21 protein-coding genes are annotated in these 17474 nt (G+C 49.2%); 1 reads left to right on the top strand and 20 read right to left on the bottom strand.

What is annotated here, in order from left to right:
- Window positions 1-123 precede the first annotated feature (123 nt).
- Window positions 124-552 carry a response regulator gene (locus tag C4J88_RS10440; RefSeq protein WP_124403768.1) on the top strand — a complete coding sequence of 143 codons (429 nt, stop codon included), beginning with the start codon at window positions 124-126 and terminating at the stop codon, window positions 550-552.
- A 99-nt stretch (window positions 553-651) separates the two neighbouring features.
- On the opposite strand, the gene C4J88_RS10435 is transcribed toward C4J88_RS10440, so the two are convergent.
- The 20 genes from C4J88_RS10435 to C4J88_RS10340 all read right to left on the bottom strand — a co-directional run bounded on the left by C4J88_RS10435 (window position 652) and on the right by C4J88_RS10340 (window position 17472).
- Entirely contained in the window at window positions 652-2133 is a 1482-nt protein-coding gene (locus tag C4J88_RS10435) for a hypothetical protein (RefSeq protein WP_124406856.1), read from the bottom strand.
- A gap of 112 nt (window positions 2134-2245) precedes the next feature.
- Complete coding sequence (locus C4J88_RS10430) at window positions 2246-2872, bottom strand: response regulator transcription factor (protein WP_124362279.1); 627 nt, start codon at window positions 2870-2872, stop codon at window positions 2246-2248.
- A gap of 86 nt (window positions 2873-2958) precedes the next feature.
- Window positions 2959-3384, bottom strand: coding sequence for a hypothetical protein (locus C4J88_RS10425; protein ID WP_124403765.1), 426 nt, complete (start codon window positions 3382-3384; stop codon window positions 2959-2961).
- On the bottom strand, window positions 3381-4082 hold the full coding sequence (locus C4J88_RS10420) for a hypothetical protein (RefSeq protein ID WP_124403764.1): 702 nt from the start codon (window positions 4080-4082) through the stop codon (window positions 3381-3383). Before C4J88_RS10420 ends, C4J88_RS10425 begins: the two co-directional genes overlap by 4 nt.
- A complete protein-coding gene (locus C4J88_RS10415; RefSeq protein WP_124403763.1) occupies window positions 4054-4617 on the bottom strand; it encodes a secretion system protein in 564 nt (187 codons plus the stop codon). Before C4J88_RS10415 ends, C4J88_RS10420 begins: the two co-directional genes overlap by 29 nt.
- Window positions 4614-5336: an EscJ/YscJ/HrcJ family type III secretion inner membrane ring protein gene (locus C4J88_RS10410; protein ID WP_124405789.1), complete on the bottom strand. Its 723-nt coding sequence runs from the start codon at window positions 5334-5336 to the stop codon at window positions 4614-4616. Before C4J88_RS10410 ends, C4J88_RS10415 begins: the two co-directional genes overlap by 4 nt.
- Window positions 5336-5638 carry a type III secretion system inner rod subunit SctI gene (sctI, locus tag C4J88_RS10405; RefSeq protein ID WP_124403762.1) on the bottom strand — a complete coding sequence of 101 codons (303 nt, stop codon included), beginning with the start codon at window positions 5636-5638 and terminating at the stop codon, window positions 5336-5338. The genes C4J88_RS10410 and sctI overlap by 1 nt, the downstream gene beginning before the upstream one ends.
- A 70-nt stretch (window positions 5639-5708) precedes the next feature.
- Window positions 5709-5972 (bottom strand): type III secretion system needle complex protein, encoded by a 264-nt coding sequence (locus C4J88_RS10400; RefSeq protein ID WP_124406855.1) that lies wholly within the window; start codon window positions 5970-5972, stop codon window positions 5709-5711.
- A gap of 20 nt (window positions 5973-5992) precedes the next feature.
- On the bottom strand, window positions 5993-7162 hold the full coding sequence (locus tag C4J88_RS10395) for a PrgH/EprH family type III secretion apparatus protein (protein WP_164487529.1): 1170 nt from the start codon (window positions 7160-7162) through the stop codon (window positions 5993-5995).
- A gap of 82 nt (window positions 7163-7244) precedes the next feature.
- On the bottom strand, window positions 7245-7700 hold the full coding sequence (locus C4J88_RS10390; protein WP_124362271.1) for a transglycosylase SLT domain-containing protein: 456 nt from the start codon (window positions 7698-7700) through the stop codon (window positions 7245-7247).
- A 148-nt stretch (window positions 7701-7848) separates the two neighbouring features.
- Window positions 7849-8460, bottom strand: coding sequence for a winged helix-turn-helix domain-containing protein (locus C4J88_RS10385; RefSeq protein ID WP_256657474.1), 612 nt, complete (start codon window positions 8458-8460; stop codon window positions 7849-7851).
- A 236-nt stretch (window positions 8461-8696) separates the two neighbouring features.
- Window positions 8697-8957, bottom strand: a complete 261-nt coding sequence (locus C4J88_RS10380; RefSeq protein ID WP_124406854.1) for a phosphopantetheine-binding protein — start codon at window positions 8955-8957, stop codon at window positions 8697-8699.
- Window positions 8958-9007: 50 nt separating this feature from the next.
- A complete protein-coding gene (locus tag C4J88_RS10375) occupies window positions 9008-10699 on the bottom strand; it encodes a hypothetical protein (RefSeq protein WP_124403759.1) in 1692 nt (563 codons plus the stop codon).
- Between the two features lie 9 nt (window positions 10700-10708).
- On the bottom strand, window positions 10709-11767 hold the full coding sequence (locus tag C4J88_RS10370) for an IpaD/SipD/SspD family type III secretion system needle tip protein (protein ID WP_164487594.1): 1059 nt from the start codon (window positions 11765-11767) through the stop codon (window positions 10709-10711).
- Between the two features lie 44 nt (window positions 11768-11811).
- Window positions 11812-13023 carry an IpaC/SipC family type III secretion system effector gene (locus C4J88_RS10365; RefSeq protein ID WP_124403757.1) on the bottom strand — a complete coding sequence of 404 codons (1212 nt, stop codon included), beginning with the start codon at window positions 13021-13023 and terminating at the stop codon, window positions 11812-11814.
- A 12-nt stretch (window positions 13024-13035) separates the two neighbouring features.
- Window positions 13036-14823, bottom strand: coding sequence for a type III secretion system translocon subunit SctE (sctE, locus tag C4J88_RS10360; RefSeq protein WP_164487527.1), 1788 nt, complete (start codon window positions 14821-14823; stop codon window positions 13036-13038).
- Window positions 14816-15307 carry a type III secretion system translocator chaperone SicA gene (gene sicA / locus C4J88_RS10355; RefSeq protein ID WP_124403755.1) on the bottom strand — a complete coding sequence of 164 codons (492 nt, stop codon included), beginning with the start codon at window positions 15305-15307 and terminating at the stop codon, window positions 14816-14818. The genes sctE and sicA overlap by 8 nt, the downstream gene beginning before the upstream one ends.
- Before the next feature lie 89 nt (window positions 15308-15396).
- Window positions 15397-16428, bottom strand: coding sequence for an EscU/YscU/HrcU family type III secretion system export apparatus switch protein (locus C4J88_RS10350; protein ID WP_124403754.1), 1032 nt, complete (start codon window positions 16426-16428; stop codon window positions 15397-15399).
- Window positions 16429-17205: a type III secretion system export apparatus subunit SctT gene (sctT, locus tag C4J88_RS10345; protein ID WP_124403753.1), complete on the bottom strand. Its 777-nt coding sequence runs from the start codon at window positions 17203-17205 to the stop codon at window positions 16429-16431.
- Window positions 17206-17208: 3 nt separating this feature from the next.
- Window positions 17209-17472, bottom strand: a complete 264-nt coding sequence (locus tag C4J88_RS10340) for an EscS/YscS/HrcS family type III secretion system export apparatus protein (protein WP_124362262.1) — start codon at window positions 17470-17472, stop codon at window positions 17209-17211.
- Window positions 17473-17474 lie beyond the last annotated feature (2 nt).

Below are 17474 nucleotides of genomic sequence, written 5' to 3'. Positions count from 1 at the left end.
ATCTTTCCGCCGCGCGACACAATTAGCGCGCCTAGAATTTTCCTACTGTCTTTCAGCCCCTTCCGCCATGGTTAAGTCTTACGAGTTCTTGTAGAATTCTTATTCCAACTAAGGTGTAGACGCATGATAGACTCGAACAGTGTGATAATTATTGATAAACACCCGATCGTGCGACTGGCAATCAGAGCGGTGTTAGAAAGACGAGGCATTAAAGTTCTGGCCGACATCAGCGACGGAGTAGACGGTCTAAGACTTGCGAACCTGTATCATCCCGATCTTGTAACTTTTGATATTGGCCAAAATCAAACAGAGGGGTTAGCAATTATCAAACAAATGTCTTCGTTATCGAATGCTCCTAGCATGTTAATTTTTTGTACATATCCCGCAGTGCCTTGCGCAGAATATTGTTTACGGGCCGGCGCCTCCGGTTTTGTCAGTAAGCGCGCAGGCATACGCGACTTCCTTAACGCAATCGAAGCAATCTTCGCCGGTTACGATTATTTTCCATATTATGGCAGCGTCAAGCTTGGTCCAACCCCAGCAACGAAATAATCTAGAGTTCAGTTGACAGAGCTGGATGGGTATTACTCGCGCCCCATGCCATGAAGACAAGGTACGCGAGAAATTATGTAATGGATTGCTTGGACTACATCAGCAGGGCAAGCATAGGATATTCTCAGTTGTTTTTTCTCGGTCTAACACAGACCCGCCCATAGCCTTGATTTCCCCAAGCACAGCATCCAGTTTAACTCTTCCTGCATGACATTCAGCTCCAAGCTTTTCTGAGAGCTTTGCGTACCCATATATATAACTTTCTCGCGGATCGGGCATTATGGAACGTCTTCTTATTTTTTCTAGGACGGGATGACGGAATGTTTTTGAGAACCCCTCAATATCCTCTGCCACATTGGCGGAACCAAAGAAACCATTTCCACCTAAAAGTTCAAGTACTGCACGCTGTTTTTCGTGCGCAGTCAGAGTCCCCTCGGTATAAATCACGCTGAGCGGATTGTTAGGCCCCCCTTTCTCATTCTTAGCTGTGGCATCCGTATAAGGCGCAAACTCTTCAAACACTTCAACCGTAGTTGTCAATTTGCTGCACAGAGCAAGGCCGGCCTCGCTAAGCCGCCCGTTGTCAAAAAATAGAGTACCGAATTTCAGGGGATCTTCTTGTGCGCACTCCATCAACAGCCTATAAACTGCAGGCGCCACTGTGTACACAATTTTATTCGTGGGCCTAGCGAGACCGGATAGGTTGTTACGCTGTGTATCGCAAATGGCAAGAGTGTACGCCATCGCCACGATATCCTCGCATGCTGCATTATCCGGAATTGAAAGTGCACCACTTCTCAACAGGCCTTCAATGACAGTACCAAGCCCGGGTTTTCCGTCTCTACCTATATTTGGCATAAAATCGAAAGCTGTGCCGCTGGGAATAACCGCAGCCGCAACCCGGCAAAGACTTTCTTGCCCCGTAACGTCGACCGTTGCCTCTTCGGCCAAGGTCCCCAAGGCCGCAGCCGTGGCTATCTCATTCAGCCCCCAATGCTGTTGATTGCCAATGCCAGTGCCATCTTTTTGTAGTATTTGAACGTGATCATGAAAATATGCGAGAAAACCGGCTAGACGCTCGAAAGAATGCCCTTGGAAAAAATGCAGTACGTCACTCTGCATTTCTTGTGCGTGCGCCATTCGACCGCTTGAATGGGTAGCTTTGTGATAAGACAGACGCAACGCATTCAGAGCGCCATCTAATGCGCTCTGATCGAAATGACTTTGGATTTTTTCTATAGCGCGCTGCGCTTGTTCCAAGTCGATATGAGTCAGACTGGCCAGCAAATTATTTGTGAGGCTGCTGACAATTTTATGTTTATCACATTGGTCGGGCGTGACTTCGCGTACTTGTTCCAGTAAGTTCTCTAAGTGGCCCGCCATGATCGCTGATGCTTGCCTATACGATGCACACAACGTAAGAATATTTCCAAAATGTTCGGAACAAAACTCATCTAGCTGGCGGCTGGAAATCCCTAGTACATTACGAATACTGCACGATGTTCGCACTGGCAGATCTGAAGTCGTTCTGGGAAACACGCCTACTGGCGCTGACCCGGCGCCAACGTTTTTAACATTCATTTATTTTGCCTCAAGACGCCAAATGAGACCCGAAAGTATCAATAGCGTCTGAAGCAGGCTTTCAAATAGCGCTCATGACAGAGTGCTCTACCGCAAGCGGTTGTTTAAACGTTCATACCAGTGAATTTCTTTTCGCCAGTTCAGCCAAGCTTACAAGGCTAGAGGCGTTCAATTTTTCAAGCAAGCGTATTTTATAAGAGCTGATCGTTTTGTTGCTGATCAGTAACTCATCAGCTATTTGTTTATTCGTGTATCCCAACGCCAGATAACGAAGAACGGTGAGCTCTCGATCGGTCAGCGTACTTAGCAATGTAGCCTCGTCAGATTTCCCTGCGTCATTGCGAACGTCATTGAGCGTTTGGCTAGGAAAAAAACTGTAGCCCGACAACACTGCACGCACACCAGCGAGTAGCTCCGCTGGATCCTCCTGCTTAAACACAAAACCGGCAGCCCCAGCCCGCATGCACCTGTGGGCAAGGTAAGCAGGTTCCTGTGCACTTAGTACCAGGACTTTTGGCGGCGTTGCCAATGTCTGGATACGAGCGATTACCTCCAACCCATCGAGGTTCGGAATACCTATATCAAGCAGCACCAGGCCAGGATTCAGCTCTCGAGCTAAACTGACACCATCGACCCCATTGTCCGCCTCCCCCACCACCTCGTGCCCGTCACGCTCCAACAACAAACGAACAGCTAATCGTAGTATCGGATGATCATCAACAATCAGTATTTTTCCCACTGTCTACACCTGATAATGGTATTAAAAGATTGACTGCGCCCGCGACCTCTGAAGTGATCAGGCGCGATGTCGTCCACATTGTGAGCTCACCATTCGGGCAGCTCTTCAGCCACCATGAATATTTGCTGCATATATTCCTGAACCATAAATTTCGCCGAAAAAACACGAGATTGAGCCTCTGTGACACTCTTATATAGCGCTGTATCTTGAAGACTATCCTCTTTTAGGCGCTGCAGGGTCAAGGCCAAAACTGCAGCCTGGGTTTCAGTGGTGCGATAAGGATGCGCTCCATCAGCCTCAAACGCGCGTAAGCACTCATAAACTGTTGCGCCGCTCAAACCATCGTCTGCTATAGCCAATAACCTCTGGTAGAACGCTTCGAAATTAGGATCATCCAAAGAGGTTTTGGATAGCGCACCAACTTCAAGCACACGCTGATCCAGATCAAGGATCGCTTCTTGAGCGGCGAGCACGGCTTGGCTACCAGCGGGGCGAATGGCACCAATGTTCATTCCATGATCCCTTTATTCAAACAAATCGACTCATCCAACCCGGTAAACCGCAAAATAGCAGACCGGACCTCGCCAGAAATCCGCCCGCACTGCTCCGTCAATAGGCCTAATTTCACCATCAATTCCGGGGCCAGTTCTTCGCCGATAGCCCGACCATTCAGCTCGGCAAATTGTTGGTCACAACGAAATCGGTAATATTCCCCGTCGACGAATTCGACATTCATTGTGCCACTCCAATGCAAGCGTAGACGAGCCACAAACTCCTCACCACACGCATCCAAGCGTTGAGGCAATACCACGGTCATAGCTTGGTCCGAGCTGGCGTCGGCTCTGCTCTCTTTCAGCCATCTGGCAAACATGGCCTCCAAACACTCAGGCCGGCCCAGCAAGTCCGCGACTAAATCAACAGCAGTACGATGCAAGATCACCTCTAGACGCTTCTGAAGAGCACTTGCTTGGCCCACTGCATGCACGACATCTTGCGCCAGGACGCAGACGCCCTTGTCATACCCTTGGCGAAAAGCATGCTGATGAATTGCATCCGCTTCGCACTGAGCCGCGTGGATACGGCTATTGGCTTGAGCAATCGCCTGGTCAAGAATGTCGACGGCCTGCGTTTGCTTCTGCAGATGCACTGAGGCGACCCAGACGCTATCCTCAATCAGAAGGTTATCGTGAATGGGAATAATTCTGATCATTTTGTAGAGCCAATTTAAAAATTAATAGATCAGCAGAAGGTATCGGCTGGGTTCCCTGCAGCTCGACTATTTTCTCAGGGAAGAGTAGCGGCAGCCGTGCTACCAGTGCCTCAGGCACCCACTCTCTCCACGCCAGCAATGCGGAAAGCCCACATGCCTGGACTTGGGCCACAGACACCAAAGACGTTTTTTCCTCTTCGCGGGCTTCACGAAGCTTATAGGCTGCGAAGGCCTGGGCTTGCTCAGGCAGGCATAACCAAGTCCCTCCTTGCGCCAGGTATTGACGCAATTGCTGCGCCCCCAGAGCCAGAGCAATATGAGGCAGGCGGTGCCAATATCTCACCCAATGCGCATACACAGAATCAACCTCCGGCGTAGCCGGCATCGCATTGGGTAGTGCGTCAAGAAAAATCCCATTAAGCGCGCTCCGTTGCCGCGCAGAACTAAGATTGATTGTCCTGCTCAGACGACTTGGATGTAGGTAGGCCAAAGGATCAAACATGATATGTCTCAACCGCGGGGCAAAATCCATCATAGGTCCGCCTTAGTTTGGCGCCGCTTTACTGACCAATACCAATAAGCACTCGATAGGCCGCCTAATAAGACCATCAGAATCAGACCGCCCAGCAGGTAATTCTTATTATGATTCGTGGGTGCCGCTGAAGGCGCAAAGTGCTGAATTTCGCTTTTAGGTGAAAGCACAACTGAAATATCGTCGTAACTGACATCCGAAAAACTGTTTTTCAAAAACCGCTTGATATCACCGATCAATAGTTGTGAGTCTACACCCCGCTCATGCACGATCAGGGCAGAAAGATGTATGGGCGAAGCCTTACGGCCTCCTTCCCCGGCATCTAGGTCATAACTGACGTGCACCCTGGCCCGGACAATCTTTTCCAGTGTGGCCAATGTTTGTTCCAGGCGTTGCTCCAAGGCTGAGAACAATCTGGCTTTCTCTGCTCGGGGCGAAGCAACCAGCGAATCCTGTGGGAACATTTGTGCAACCTCAAGCCGAGGCTTGGGTGGCAGGTCATGCAATTGTAACAAGTCAACTGCAGCGGTAAAATCCAACTGGCGGACGTGGACGCTATAACCATTCTTGCCCTGATCGACTTTGACCGCCTCAATATTGTTACGCTGCAGTACAGCGATAACAGCATTTATCTGGTGCTGATCTAATCCGTCCAGCAGATCCGCCTGACGACAGCCTACCAACCCCAAGAACACCAATCCGAGTAATAGCCACCGCAGCATCATGAGCGCATCAATGCCTCAACGGCCCCCACGGCCTTACGTGTAAGTGTACTGACCATGGAGATATCGAGATTATAATTCGCGGTTTGCTGTTGCAGTTCGAAGAGAACCTCTGGGTCGCTGAGCATTCCCGGACGCGACAAAATTGAGTTGATTGCGGATACATAGTGTTCTGCTTCCACGCTTTTTTCAGAAAAGGCCTGGATAAGCCGGCCCTCCAAAGATTCTGACGCATCACTGGCGGGGTTGTTTAAAAAGCTCACCTGTGCGCTAGGAGAAGCGATTAGTTCTAAGCCGGACATAAATACACTCTAAACTTAACCAGCCCCGGTACGGGGCCCCAAGATGTGAAAAAAGGAGATCAATTAAGCACTAACGGAAGTTTTGAATAATCGCAGCATCAATATCTTTGAATACCTTTACGGTGTTCGATTGTGCGTTACGAAACAAATTATACTCCGACAACCGAGCTTGATAATCAGCAAGTAGGGAGGGATCTGAAGCATCACCCTTTAGCTTATCCAATGAAGCATCCAATTCCTTTTTAAGATCCGTCACCGACTCATCGAAATCTTGTGAAACTTCGGTCAACCAGCCACTAGGCGCGGCCGGTTTAGGGCTATTAGTGTTTGCCATGTTTTATTACCTCAAATTTATTAAGTCGGTGCGGGAAAATACCAAGAAGACGGACTCATTTTTATATAACCTTGTGAACCTAGCTGATAGGACTTGCCTTTCAACCAATCGTCATCGAGTTCTAGCGCAAATGAAACATAACGTCCTCCCCATTGCTGATAAAACGACTCAACCAGCTCGCGTACGTTATTTAGTTCACCGTCATTCAACGCACCTCTAACCTTAAACGTGACGCCAGCCGGGTGATGCATTCGTTCAAATGGAACAGCCAAGCGCTGCAAACCATCTTTTGCCAGTGCCTCTAGCTCCAGGTCGCTGCGTCGCTCGATTTTTACTGACTGCACATAAGGCATGTCCTTTAACAAGAAAGTCCTAAGCGCCTCGCCAGCGGCCAGGTCTAAGTGAGCACGCTCCTTACTCAGAACCAGACGGGGAAATTCAGGATTATTCAGATCGAGTCGATGGAATGCTAAACCGGTGTAATGACGAAGCAACTCGCCTTCAACACGCTTTGCTTCCTCGCGTATCGACCTCACATCGATGCCAGTACTATTGTTTCGCATCATGACCTGTCGCCCCCAGCTCAGCTCGCGCTCGCTTGAAGCAAACATGTAAATCTTGTCATCGCGGCCTTTAATAATTCTGTAAGGGCTGCTGACCCCGCCAACGACAGACTTCACACTCACCACTGGCGTTGGCCGGCTTTCCCACCAGAAGCAGGCGATCAATACTACGCCACTTAGTAGCATCGCTATTACGCTCTTCACCGAGAGCCTATTAGAAATTGTCCGTGCAAACGTTTCGGGCGCAGGCTCGTCAAACAAACCGTCAACCCAGTCTGCATCCATCGGACGTAAAGCAATACGCAAACTACCTACACGGTGAATGACTTGATAAGTTAAAGATCGCTCTACTACTTCCTCACCGAATATACGCACCATGACGCCAGACTGTGCAGTTTCTTCAACAAGCACTTCAAAATTACTACTACTGCCCTCCAGCGGTATATAAAATGAGTGCTCAGGAAAGGAAACGGCTGATTCATCGTTGAAAAATTCTCTTTCCATACCGACGACGAACAGGTTTTGTTTATCACGCAACTCATACTCACAGCCGCACAGCGGCCCATCCAGAACACGTAGCACGCAACCGAAGTTCGTGGTGCCTTGCTCTTTTTCGCCTAACAACATATTGCCCTTCCACCGTTTTACATCGCGCGATATGGACATAGATTAATGCCAACTCGATATTAAATCTTGATGGATAGAAGTATTATCCATCAAGATTCAAATCACTGCGCATCATGTGATAACGCTCCTGGACACGCTTGGCATAACGCTGCCGTGACGTTGCCCTAGAAGCAGAACCTCCAGCGTTGTAAGCGCCGACAGCTTCCCAGCTATAGCCAAAGCGCCCAATAAACTCTTTCAGTATTGAGGCACCCACAGCGATGCTCAAGCAGGGGTCATTTAATAGTCGGCCTTCGTCGATACCCATCTCACTGAGCCACGGTAGATGGCGACTATTGATTTGCATTAAACCAATATCCCGCGAACCATCATGGTTATGATTCAGCGCATCTGTTCGCAGCGAAGACTCGACTTGTGCTATAGCAAAAAGAAGCTCTGGTTCAATATCGTAGGACGCTCCCACCTGTTCCCAGCAGAAAGCATCCGCCCAAGAAGGCCTTGTCAACAGTAGCAGGCCGACCAAGAGATATCGGGTCAAAGCAGCCTCCCCGCGAACCTGGCCGACTCTCGCAGGCGTCTTTGGCTGACAAGACAAACAGGACACTCTTCAAAAAACCTGGATCCACCGGACAATGGTGCGGCGCTCGAATGGACTGCAAGTTCAACTTTTTTATATATTCTCATGCTTAGGCAGCACTCCGACTCGCCCCAGAAGTGAACCGTTCAATAGGCTCTGGAGCGGAGGGATTCAATCGGCGCAGTGTCAAGGTGCCGCATTGGTTGACCAGCTCTAAACACATACGTCGACCGTTCTGCAATCCACCCAGCTCATCCAGCATTTGAGTGTCGCAGATAAGTGCGGTGACACTAGACGGCGCGTGAGCGGAATCTGAACGACCACTACTGGCACCATTCGGGGTTAACTTCACAGAGTGCGCAATCGCGATCGAGTGCGTGGTTTCAGGTATGGATATAACAGGCCGAACAAACCGATAGCCTTTGCCATAGATGGTTGCGATATAACTTTTGCTATCTGAAGAGCGCAGTATTTTGCGCAAGATATAAATACAACGGCTAAGAGACTCCTCCCCCACCGCCTGATGTGGCCAGATACTATCCAGCAACCTATCCTTGCTCAGCTCCCGCCCCTCAGAGGCAAGCAATAGTTCAAGGAGCCTGGATTCTTTAGGAGGCAAATGCACACACTCACTGCCTAACCAAAGACCTCTGTTTTTTCTCCAAACCCACTTTCCAAATGCCACATCTTCAGTAAAAGAAGGATTAACTATGTCAGTCACTTTTCTAACCTCGCCAGTATAATGCGCCGCCAAAACGACTACCCAAAATCGATGGAGCTATACTAGAGGCAAGAAAGGCGCCGGGTGGATAAGAAACGACCACAATAGCGCCGGAAACATCCAGCACGACACAAGAAATTTCTGACGCGCTAGTAGCGCACAGGCTCATAGAATGATTGATGCTTAAGTTGCATAATTGGATTTTTTATTTTTTTAGGACGCTTTACGGCATTACTTTACGTATTTTCGTTCAGCGCGAGCGCTGTTCTAACGTGCAAATACATATCCTCCACGCTATGACTAGTCGCTACCAGCGACACATTCAAATCAATATTAAATACCTCATTCAACTGCAAGCCTATATCAATCAAGTCTAACGAATCCGCCATAAGCTGCTCAATAATTAGTGTCTTGCTAGTTATCTTTTCTTGAGCAAGCCTGAAGTGATAGGCTAATAGTGCTCGTAGCATACTAAATTCTGGATCAATTTCATTCACCCCACGCCCTCCACCTCATATTACTGCGCTTGAACAAGCCGTGAAGTTGATCACTCAATGAACGCGAATAATGCTTGCAGTTTTTCCATTGTTTGCCTCACGTTTTCATAGTTACGTCGCATTTTAATATTGTTATTTTCAAATGACTTCAATCCACTTTTCAGATCCAATGCAAATTTATTCATGCGGCCGCTGTTCAGCATTTGACTTAACGTCTCAAAACTGGCACTGGAAAGACTTTGGGTATCGTCAAAATTACTCAAATCTCGCTTAAGCAGGTTAACAGCATGCCGTTGATTCTTCGTGTCAGCACTAGAAACCTGCAAAGAGTAACTCACAGCCTTGAGTATTGCAGCCAGGCTCTCGCGCGCATCGAGCATAATGCTGCCGCGTTTACTAAAGTCCCGATCAGTCCAAGGTACGTATGTTACATTTCCAAAACTCAATACACTCGCTGGCGAGTTTGGATTGAGTTTATGTCGGAGTTCAACATCATCATTTTTTTTATCGTGTTCAGGGCTGTTGAGAGTCTCCCGATCAAGGGTATCATTTCGATCTCCGTCAAACTTTTTAATCAGCGCACTAACTGAACTTTGACGATTCAACGGCGACTGTGACGGCGGCGGCGGCGGCGGTAGCGAATTCAGCTCTGCAACATTCGACTTATCGTTAACGTCCTGCGGCATGTCTAGCGCATCAGTTCCAGCAGGTATTGATTCATCAGGCACGCTCTGCTCTGAAGTTTTTTTATTTATGGCAGTTGGCTCATGGCTATTTGCCGCGCCTGCCAGAGCTCTCAATAAATCTGCGCTAATATTAATGTTCTGCACATTTGAGTTCGTGATTCCTGGTGTGCCTGGCGCATTTCGGCCTCTTCTTTCGGGCGCGGAGGTCGAGCGATCGGTCCCAGAGCCACCGTCGCCCACCAGCTCTTTCGGCGATTTCTCAATCAGTGGACGGCGAAGATCCACTTCGGTCATTACGAACTTTACCACCTCAGAAAGTGAAACGAAATCCAGCACACCGCCTGTTTTACCCTCTGTATTCGTTCTTCTCAGATCAGCCATCGTCTCAGCGGCCGACTGGCTCATGATTTTACCTTCAGGCAATACGGAACCAGTAGGAATGGAAACCTCCCTATTTTTCAAATATGCGGAGATAGCAGGCTTACCAAAATTTTTGTTAACATCAGCATAAAACCCGTAGGCTTCTTCATAACGTACCTGCTTCGCCACAGACTGTTTTAAAGCGTCAAAACTTTTAACCAGCGAGGCAGACTTTGAGTCAGACGCGATAAGCGAAATTCCTTCTTTTAGTTTACCTGCATTATCCTCCAAAAAGGTATTAAGCTCGCCAAACAACGTCACGGCGATCGATGGCATATTGGCAGCACTCACAATTACCACCCGCTGCAAATCATTAATTTCACGCAATTGCGAAGCGCTAAGTTCTTGGTAACAACTATTGGCTCTGGAGGAAAAATGTGCTTCCCTATAGTTCGATGCCAACTCATCCAAAGCACCCTTCAAACTATTGTGCTTTCCAAGTAATGAGTCCAATGATCCAGCACCCACTGCATTTCTTAAATAATGTTGACGCGCCGCAGTGTCAGCCCTTGATAAAAATTGTACTTGCTTGTCTGCATTACCTCCTTTAACCACCTTTCCATCCAAATGATTTCGGATAAGAGAATTAGCCCTGCGAAACGGTATGGCAATATTTGAAGGAGAAGTTGATCTCATATCAGCTGCCTACTTCAAATTATTCATAATCTGATTATTGGTCTGCTCAATTGCGCTAATGCTTGATGACAACGTTTGAATAAAGCTTCTCACCAAGCTTGCTGCAGAGTCCAGTTTGTTTGTGAACTGTTGAAGCGTGTTTTTTAGCTCTTCCTCTTGGCTACCAAAACCTGTTTGCCAAGCTGAATACTTCGCGTGATCCAAAAAGGCGTAGTCACTTCCTGCGGTATCATCTGGCAACGTGTCTATCATTTTTTGTATAGGGCTTAAATCCATCATTATGATGCAGCCCCCATCGTCATTCTCAACGATAACACCGGAGCCAAGTTCTTGGACCCATTTCTCCGCTTCTTCGCGGCTTACCACACTCACATGACCATCTTCCTGAGGCGGATACAAAACACCTGTAGGATGGCGCTTGTACTTAGCGAGTATGTCCTCCAATGCTGCCTCAATCTCACCAACCCAGACATAAACTGTTTTGTCATCAGCATCGATCCAACCAGACATTTCCGCAGTGATATTCTTATTAAAATCGGAATACAAGGCGGCATATTGCTCAACAACAAAAAAATAAGACGCTTGATATTCTTTATCTAACTGCTCAATGAGTTCTACAATTTTATCTTCTAAACTTTTCTCAACCTCCCCGCTCCGCCTCATATCTGGCGGTACCGTAGAATTTAACTGCAACGCTGTATTTATTGGCCTTAGACACCCCTCAAGCCTCACCAAATCAAAAGCACCAGAAAACAACGCCTTCTTTACGTCTAACAACGCGCTGGTTTTAGACACAAGCGCCTCCTCCAGCAATTCCCTTAGCTTTCGAGAACCATCGCCCTTATTGATATCGACCATTCTAAGTTTGAGCTGAAGTGCTTCGACGCTATTCGACCATAGCTGAACACTGCGCAGAAGGTCGTGTCGATTCTTCTCAGTCCGGTCTTTTTCCACACCCGTCGTTAATTTGGCGCTGACCGTATCCTCTCGCACTGAACCTGACTCACTTAACCCATACACACTCGAAGGGCGTATCGAAGCCCCCGTAACAACGGCTATACCAAACATACGTATCCTAATTTTGACCATACCGGCCGATAGCGAAATTAAATTTAGATTTTGCTAGCAATATGATTCAAAGCCGCCACATCTGCTTTACGATAACTGTCATAAAGTTCAAGTAATTTCTTGATCAGATCGCGGCTATAGCCTTCTTCCGTACCAGACGACTGCGACAGCGAGCTCATCACCGAACTGGCCGCTTCTTTAATCATCTGATCTGCCTGCAGGGCCATGGCTTCAATCTGTAGTGCGCTGTTCATAGTCATACCCAGCACTTGCCCACTACTCATCAGCGTTTGCGCTACCAGCTTTAGCTTTTCCGCTTTGAGCATGACTTGCTGGTGCATCTGCTCCAGTTCATTAACACGCGCCTGATCATCCAGCAGGTCGCGCTTCATGATTGCTCGCTCTTCCGTTGTCGTCTGGTGCCCGCTCGGCGCGAGTTGCATTTCTTCGGTGCCCGCTCCTTTGTGACGAGTTAATGATTTAAGATTATCTTGGGGATTAATTTGAAGTCCGCCGGAATCAATGGTCAGATTCTTATTTTGAATCTTCAGCCCCAGGTCATTCGCGGGCATTTTATTCTTTTTCAGTGTGACACTTTCTGTATGAATGGCTTTAGCAGAAGCGACAGCACCACCCACCGTCATCGAAAGCGACGTTGCACTGTTGGCAATGGCGGCATGAAACAGTTGTTTACCTTCTTGAACTTTGGCCGCTGCCTTTGACAGCATCTGTTCGAAAGACATGATCGCATAGGCTGATTTTTGTTTACCTTTTGCGGCCCTCGCCTCGAACTCGACAAACAATAACAGTTGATACAGCAGCGCTTGTCGCCCCGTCAGCGTCAGCGGGTCAAGGAACGCCTCAGTTTTTTCCGGTTTCTCAGTTGCGGCGCGAACGGCTTCTGCAAAATTGCTCTCGATGGATACCTCGGTTGCCTGGCTGATTTCCCCGACATTCCCGGTTTTAGGGCCGAGCTTGTCGGCCAGTCGTAAAGCCTCAGGCACCATCTCATACAATGCAATCCTGAGCTTTTGTTGCTCAGCCAGTGTGGGTAGCTCAGCGAGTCCGGCTTCCTTGATGAAGTTCAGTATTTTTTCTATTTGCGGATTTTCGACAGTTACCTGTGCACCAGAGACTACTGCATCGGAAGAAAGCGTCTCAGCGATCGCAAGACGGCTTTCGTTATGTCGGCTCGCATCAACCGCTTTGGTGTTTACAATGGGCCCTTGAGAGGCGGATCCAATATTAATAGACATAGACAAACCTCATTAAACCGAACGGTTAATTTTATTAACGACTGAGTGCGCCACTGCGAACTGATTTTCCAGATTATCGATCGCTTTCATAAACTGACGCTGCACGTCCTGGACAGCCTCGTGGATCATTTGGATCAATTTAGTCAGCATCTGTTGAAGTTGCTCAATATCCGCGCGACTCAACTCAACTTCAGACAAGGCTTCAGCAGCCTTCATTTCACTGTGCCCCTTGACGACATTCATTGATGCCGTAGAGGTCGCGCCTACGGTTTGAACGCCCGTGCTCATACCATCAAGTATTTTCGAATATCGCTGTATTGAAGCCGCATCACTCTTGAGCCCAAAAAACTCACGCGCCTGGGTGCCGACCTTACTTACAGCGTGGCCCATGCCACGCCCGGCCCCACGCGCGAATTGCTTGACTAGGTCCGGTACCAGCTTATCCATCAATTTGCCAAGGGCTTGCTCAATGCTCTTCTTGATGCTGCTCTGGGCTATCTTCGCCCCTACTTTGCCGGCAGCAGCGCCGCCCAGGACGACAGCGCCCACCATTGCTGCCGCAGCGAGAATGGCGCCGGTAATCATGCCGATCATCTCGGCTGCCGCCGAATCCACACCCACAGCTTTTAATAACTCGGTGATACCTTTGCCCAACGCTTGAACGATAGGGTTGAACACATGCTCCATGATTGGATTGAGTGCGGCCTCCATAAAGGAGAAGTCAAACAGTGCCTTGCTCACCATATCGCCGGCCATGAGTGCGAGCCCTACAGCTGCGACTGCCAGACTCGCGCCACCTGTGAATACCGCGCCCACGACACTAATTGCCGTAAGGATCCCACCCAAGACTTTCCCCAGGCACCCCATGGCCTTTTGCATTTCTTCGGCCTTGCGTACCTCTTCCAGGTACTCGTCGGACTTTTTCTCCAGATAGGCTTGGCGTGCCTTGCTCATTGATTTGTTAAGTTCAAACTGCGCCTGGTTGTCCGCCTCGATCGCCTCCGACATGATTTGCGCAACGCTCAACATCAACTTAAGCAAGAGCCCGGTATTATTTAAGGTTTTTTCAGCGTTGGCACTGTCTGGCCCTGTCAGGCTTTGCTTTCCTTTCAGTTGCTCTTTCAGTGCTTCAGCTTCAGCCTGCTTGGCATTTGCCTTCACCAAAGCATCGTTGTGCGCAGAGGTAGCCGCTTTAACTTGACCGCTTGCCTGGCTCAGTTGCTTGGCTGCGTTATCACGCTTGGCCTGCGCCGCTGCATACAGCGGATCATCCGGATCCATTGCATCCAATTCGGCTTGCGCATGATCCAGCGCACCCTGGGCCGTTTTCTGAGCGCCGAGTGCGCTGTTCAGGTTTTTTTCAGTTTGTTCGGCATCCGTTATTGCTTCGGACGCAGCGTCCACGGCGCCTTGAAACTCCTCGGAACGCTTGGTGCTACTTTCTGCGTGCGCGGCGGCGAACGATCGCAGGATTTCCAGATTGCGCTTAAGGGTAGCCGTGGTGACCCCCTCGACAAGCTCCATGACAGCCGCGAGCACGAGCATGAAATGCTCCTGGGAACTCATGCCTTCTTTTTTTTCATTTTGTACCGGCATACGCAGCATCGGTGCAGACGGATCAAATCGGCCTTGCTCCGTGGACTGGCCCAAGACCACAGTCGCCAATTGCTGCGCCGAGTCTTGCGCCCGCCGGACAAAGTCCGGACTGGCGAAACTTGCTTTCTCGGTGTCCACACGCTGCTCCTGATTCAGGTATGCACCCAAAACCCGCGTATCTCTCACCGCATTGATATTATTCATCATCGTCCTCGTTAGCGCTGGTAGCTGCAGCCTGGCGCATCGCGTCCAGATAGATCTGTGCCTTTGCGCACAACTCAGCGGTTCCTCGCTCAATGACCAGTTCAAAACATCGTCGAGCCTTGCCCACTCTTCTCAAGGAAAGTTGACATTGCCCTGCATGCAGCATCGAGCTGTAATCAGCTTTGCTTTGTGCAAACACTACCGTGTACATATCCAAGGCTTTTTCGAAGCGCTTCTGCATTTGGTATACAGCGGCGAGCCCCATCCAGTAATCGGTATTGTTAAAGTTATAAATGCACAGGAACCGGAAAAACTTTTCCGCGTCTTCCAATCGTCCCTGACAGTAAAAATCATAGGCATAGCCGTAGAGGCTCTCCATTTGCCCTTCTGAAATACCATGCAGGTCCTGCAGGGTTGCGCCCTCCAGAACGGCTTGCATTACATCCGCTGCTACTTCGTCATCATCTGACATCTGCGAACTCATTTACGTAACTCCTTTGCCGGTTCGCCGGACAGGTTCATTAAGCCAAGCTCTAGCTTTTGGTTCATTCACAAATCACTCATACGTAGGGCTCAGGCGTTTTCCACCTGCTCAAGCCACAGCAACAGCCGCAGCACTTGCTCGACCTCGTCCAGTTTGATCAGGCTGTAACGCGTGTGCGTTTTGAAGATACGCCGCGCCAACGCCACATCAGCCACCACTGGCACCCCCACTTTTTCAGCATAACCACGCACCGCCAAGGCTCGCTGATTGGTTTCCATCACGGAGATAAAAGGAATGGGCAGTACTTCTGGGTTCATATAAATACCCACCGCAATATGGGTAGGGTTAGCAATGACTACCTTGGAGTTGCGTATATCTGACTTGATCTGCTCGGACAGTAACTCTCGATGCAGTTCCCGGCGCCGACCTTTCGTTTCAGGGCTGCCTTCTTGCTCCTTATGCTCATTTTTTACCGACTGCTTATCCATTCGATGTTCCTTGATGAACAGGAAATATTCGATCAGCATATCCAACAGTACGATCAGCAGAATGCAGGCGAGCCATATCAGCATCAACGAGAGTAAGAGACTACCCCATACGGCAAATAGCCCACCGATAGGCGCATAGACGAGCGAAAAAATCCGATCACGTACAACCTGCCAAGTAACGCTTACCGCGACAACAAAGCTGATGAGGTATAACAGCGATTTAATCGCTTCCTTGACGGTACGCAGGCTGAATAGCTTTTTAAAACCATTTACTGGGTTGAGGGCCCCCAGGTTCAACTTCAGCGCTTCGGAGGCTAACTGGAACCCGCTGAGCAATAAACTCGGCAGGCCGGATGCAAGCAAGCAAACCAGTATGATAGGCGCCACAACTTTAAACGCGTGTAAAGCAAGCCCCATTATATAGACCGATGGGTCCAGGCTGAAACCGCTTTGAATATAGCGCCGGTAGAGCGCCATTAATTCCAGCAACGATACGCTGCCCACTAAAAAGGCAATGCCGCACAGCATCAAACAGGTAGTCACCAAGTCTTTGGACTTAAATGTCTGGCCGCGCTTTGCCGCGTCCCGTAGGCGTTTTGCTGTGGGCTTCTCGGTTTTTGAAGACGCAGACATTTAATCGACTCCCGCGTCTATCCAAGAAGCAAACCCAAGTGAATTATGAGCGAGTCGGAGAATTTCATCTGGCAAGTAAGCACCGAAATACAACAGAACCATCAATAGTGCGATACTGCCTTTAATCGTCAGCGACACTGAGAAAGCGTTCATCTGAGGTGCAAAACGCGACAACAAGCCGAGCACGACTTCACTGAGCAATAGTACGGTTACGACGGGTGCACTCAATAACAGGCTACGGGTGACCAAGCCGTCAAGCATTCCTAATACAGGCGGGAGGCCAGGCAGGCATGCCCCCAAAGGATCGCAGAGCTGATAACTTGCTTTCAACGTTTCAACCATCAGCAGCAAGCCGCCACCTTCAAGGTAAACCGCCGCTGCAAATAAATTGAAGAAGTTCGCCAGTTCTGAGGTATCCACACCATTAGCGGGGTCTACAGTACTGCTCAGCATGGCCCCGCGCTGGTTATCAATCAGACAACCGAGGGCATGCAATGCCCAGAACGGCCAGCAAAGCAAGCAGCCGAGGAGCACGCCGACGCCTGCCTCACGCAGCATCAACCCCATGTAGTGCAAGCTATCCATGGCCGGCAACTCAGCAGCGGAATACGGCCAAAGCGCAAATGCCACCAGCACAATTACAGCGTTACGAGCCACACCGGATAGCACACCGCTATTGAGGAATGGCAGCATGAAAAACACCGGGGCCAATCGTGCAAACCCAAGGGCCGCCCCGGCCAACCAGAGATGTAAATCGAAGAATAAGGGCAATACCATACATTAACCTGTATGGCGCAACGCCAAGCGGAACGCTTCACGAGAAAAGTTGAGCAACGTTTGCCCGTACCAGCCAGACAACATAAACATACATAAACTGACCGTCAGCAATTTGAAACCGAAGGGGAGCGTCTGTTCTTGCAACTGGGTCACTGTCTGGAACAAACCAACCAGCAACCCCACCACCGTCGCGGCAATCACGGGAGGGGCAGAAAGCATGAGGATCAAATAAAGCGTTTTGTTCCCGACAAATACCAAATCGTTCATTG

The organism is Pseudomonas sp. R4-39-08 (genome assembly GCF_003852275.1).
GTDB lineage: Bacteria > Pseudomonadota > Gammaproteobacteria > Pseudomonadales > Pseudomonadaceae > Aquipseudomonas.
The sequence above is the reverse complement of the archived record's forward strand: the minus strand, read 5'-3'. Positions and strand labels throughout refer to the sequence as shown.

What these genes read in the sequence shown, in the direction of transcription:
- C4J88_RS10420 (WP_124403764.1), bottom strand. Translation starts at nt 4,082, where the DNA reads ATGATCAGAATTATTCCCATTCACGATAACCTTCTGATTGAGGATAGC.
- C4J88_RS10435 (WP_124406856.1), bottom strand. Translation starts at nt 2,133, where the DNA reads ATGAATGTTAAAAACGTTGGCGCCGGGTCAGCGCCAGTAGGCGTGTTT.
- sicA (WP_124403755.1), bottom strand. Translation starts at nt 15,307, where the DNA reads ATGAGTTCGCAGATGTCAGATGATGACGAAGTAGCAGCGGATGTAATG.
- C4J88_RS10400 (WP_124406855.1), bottom strand. Translation starts at nt 5,972, where the DNA reads ATGGCAAACACTAATAGCCCTAAACCGGCCGCGCCTAGTGGCTGGTTG.
- sctT (WP_124403753.1), bottom strand. Translation starts at nt 17,205, where the DNA reads ATGGTATTGCCCTTATTCTTCGATTTACATCTCTGGTTGGCCGGGGCG.
- C4J88_RS10365 (WP_124403757.1), bottom strand. Translation starts at nt 13,023, where the DNA reads ATGTCTATTAATATTGGATCCGCCTCTCAAGGGCCCATTGTAAACACC.
- C4J88_RS10440 (WP_124403768.1), top strand. Translation starts at nt 124, where the DNA reads ATGATAGACTCGAACAGTGTGATAATTATTGATAAACACCCGATCGTG.
- sctI (WP_124403762.1), bottom strand. Translation starts at nt 5,638, where the DNA reads ATGTCCGGCTTAGAACTAATCGCTTCTCCTAGCGCACAGGTGAGCTTT.
- C4J88_RS10410 (WP_124405789.1), bottom strand. Translation starts at nt 5,336, where the DNA reads ATGCTGCGGTGGCTATTACTCGGATTGGTGTTCTTGGGGTTGGTAGGC.
- C4J88_RS10340 (WP_124362262.1), bottom strand. Translation starts at nt 17,472, where the DNA reads ATGAACGATTTGGTATTTGTCGGGAACAAAACGCTTTATTTGATCCTC.
- C4J88_RS10415 (WP_124403763.1), bottom strand. Translation starts at nt 4,617, where the DNA reads ATGATGGATTTTGCCCCGCGGTTGAGACATATCATGTTTGATCCTTTG.
- sctE (WP_164487527.1), bottom strand. Translation starts at nt 14,823, where the DNA reads ATGAATAATATCAATGCGGTGAGAGATACGCGGGTTTTGGGTGCATAC.
- C4J88_RS10425 (WP_124403765.1), bottom strand. Translation starts at nt 3,384, where the DNA reads ATGAACATTGGTGCCATTCGCCCCGCTGGTAGCCAAGCCGTGCTCGCC.
- C4J88_RS10350 (WP_124403754.1), bottom strand. Translation starts at nt 16,428, where the DNA reads ATGTCTGCGTCTTCAAAAACCGAGAAGCCCACAGCAAAACGCCTACGG.
- C4J88_RS10375 (WP_124403759.1), bottom strand. Translation starts at nt 10,699, where the DNA reads ATGAGATCAACTTCTCCTTCAAATATTGCCATACCGTTTCGCAGGGCT.
- C4J88_RS10395 (WP_164487529.1), bottom strand. Translation starts at nt 7,162, where the DNA reads ATGTTGTTAGGCGAAAAAGAGCAAGGCACCACGAACTTCGGTTGCGTG.
- C4J88_RS10370 (WP_164487594.1), bottom strand. Translation starts at nt 11,767, where the DNA reads ATGTTTGGTATAGCCGTTGTTACGGGGGCTTCGATACGCCCTTCGAGT.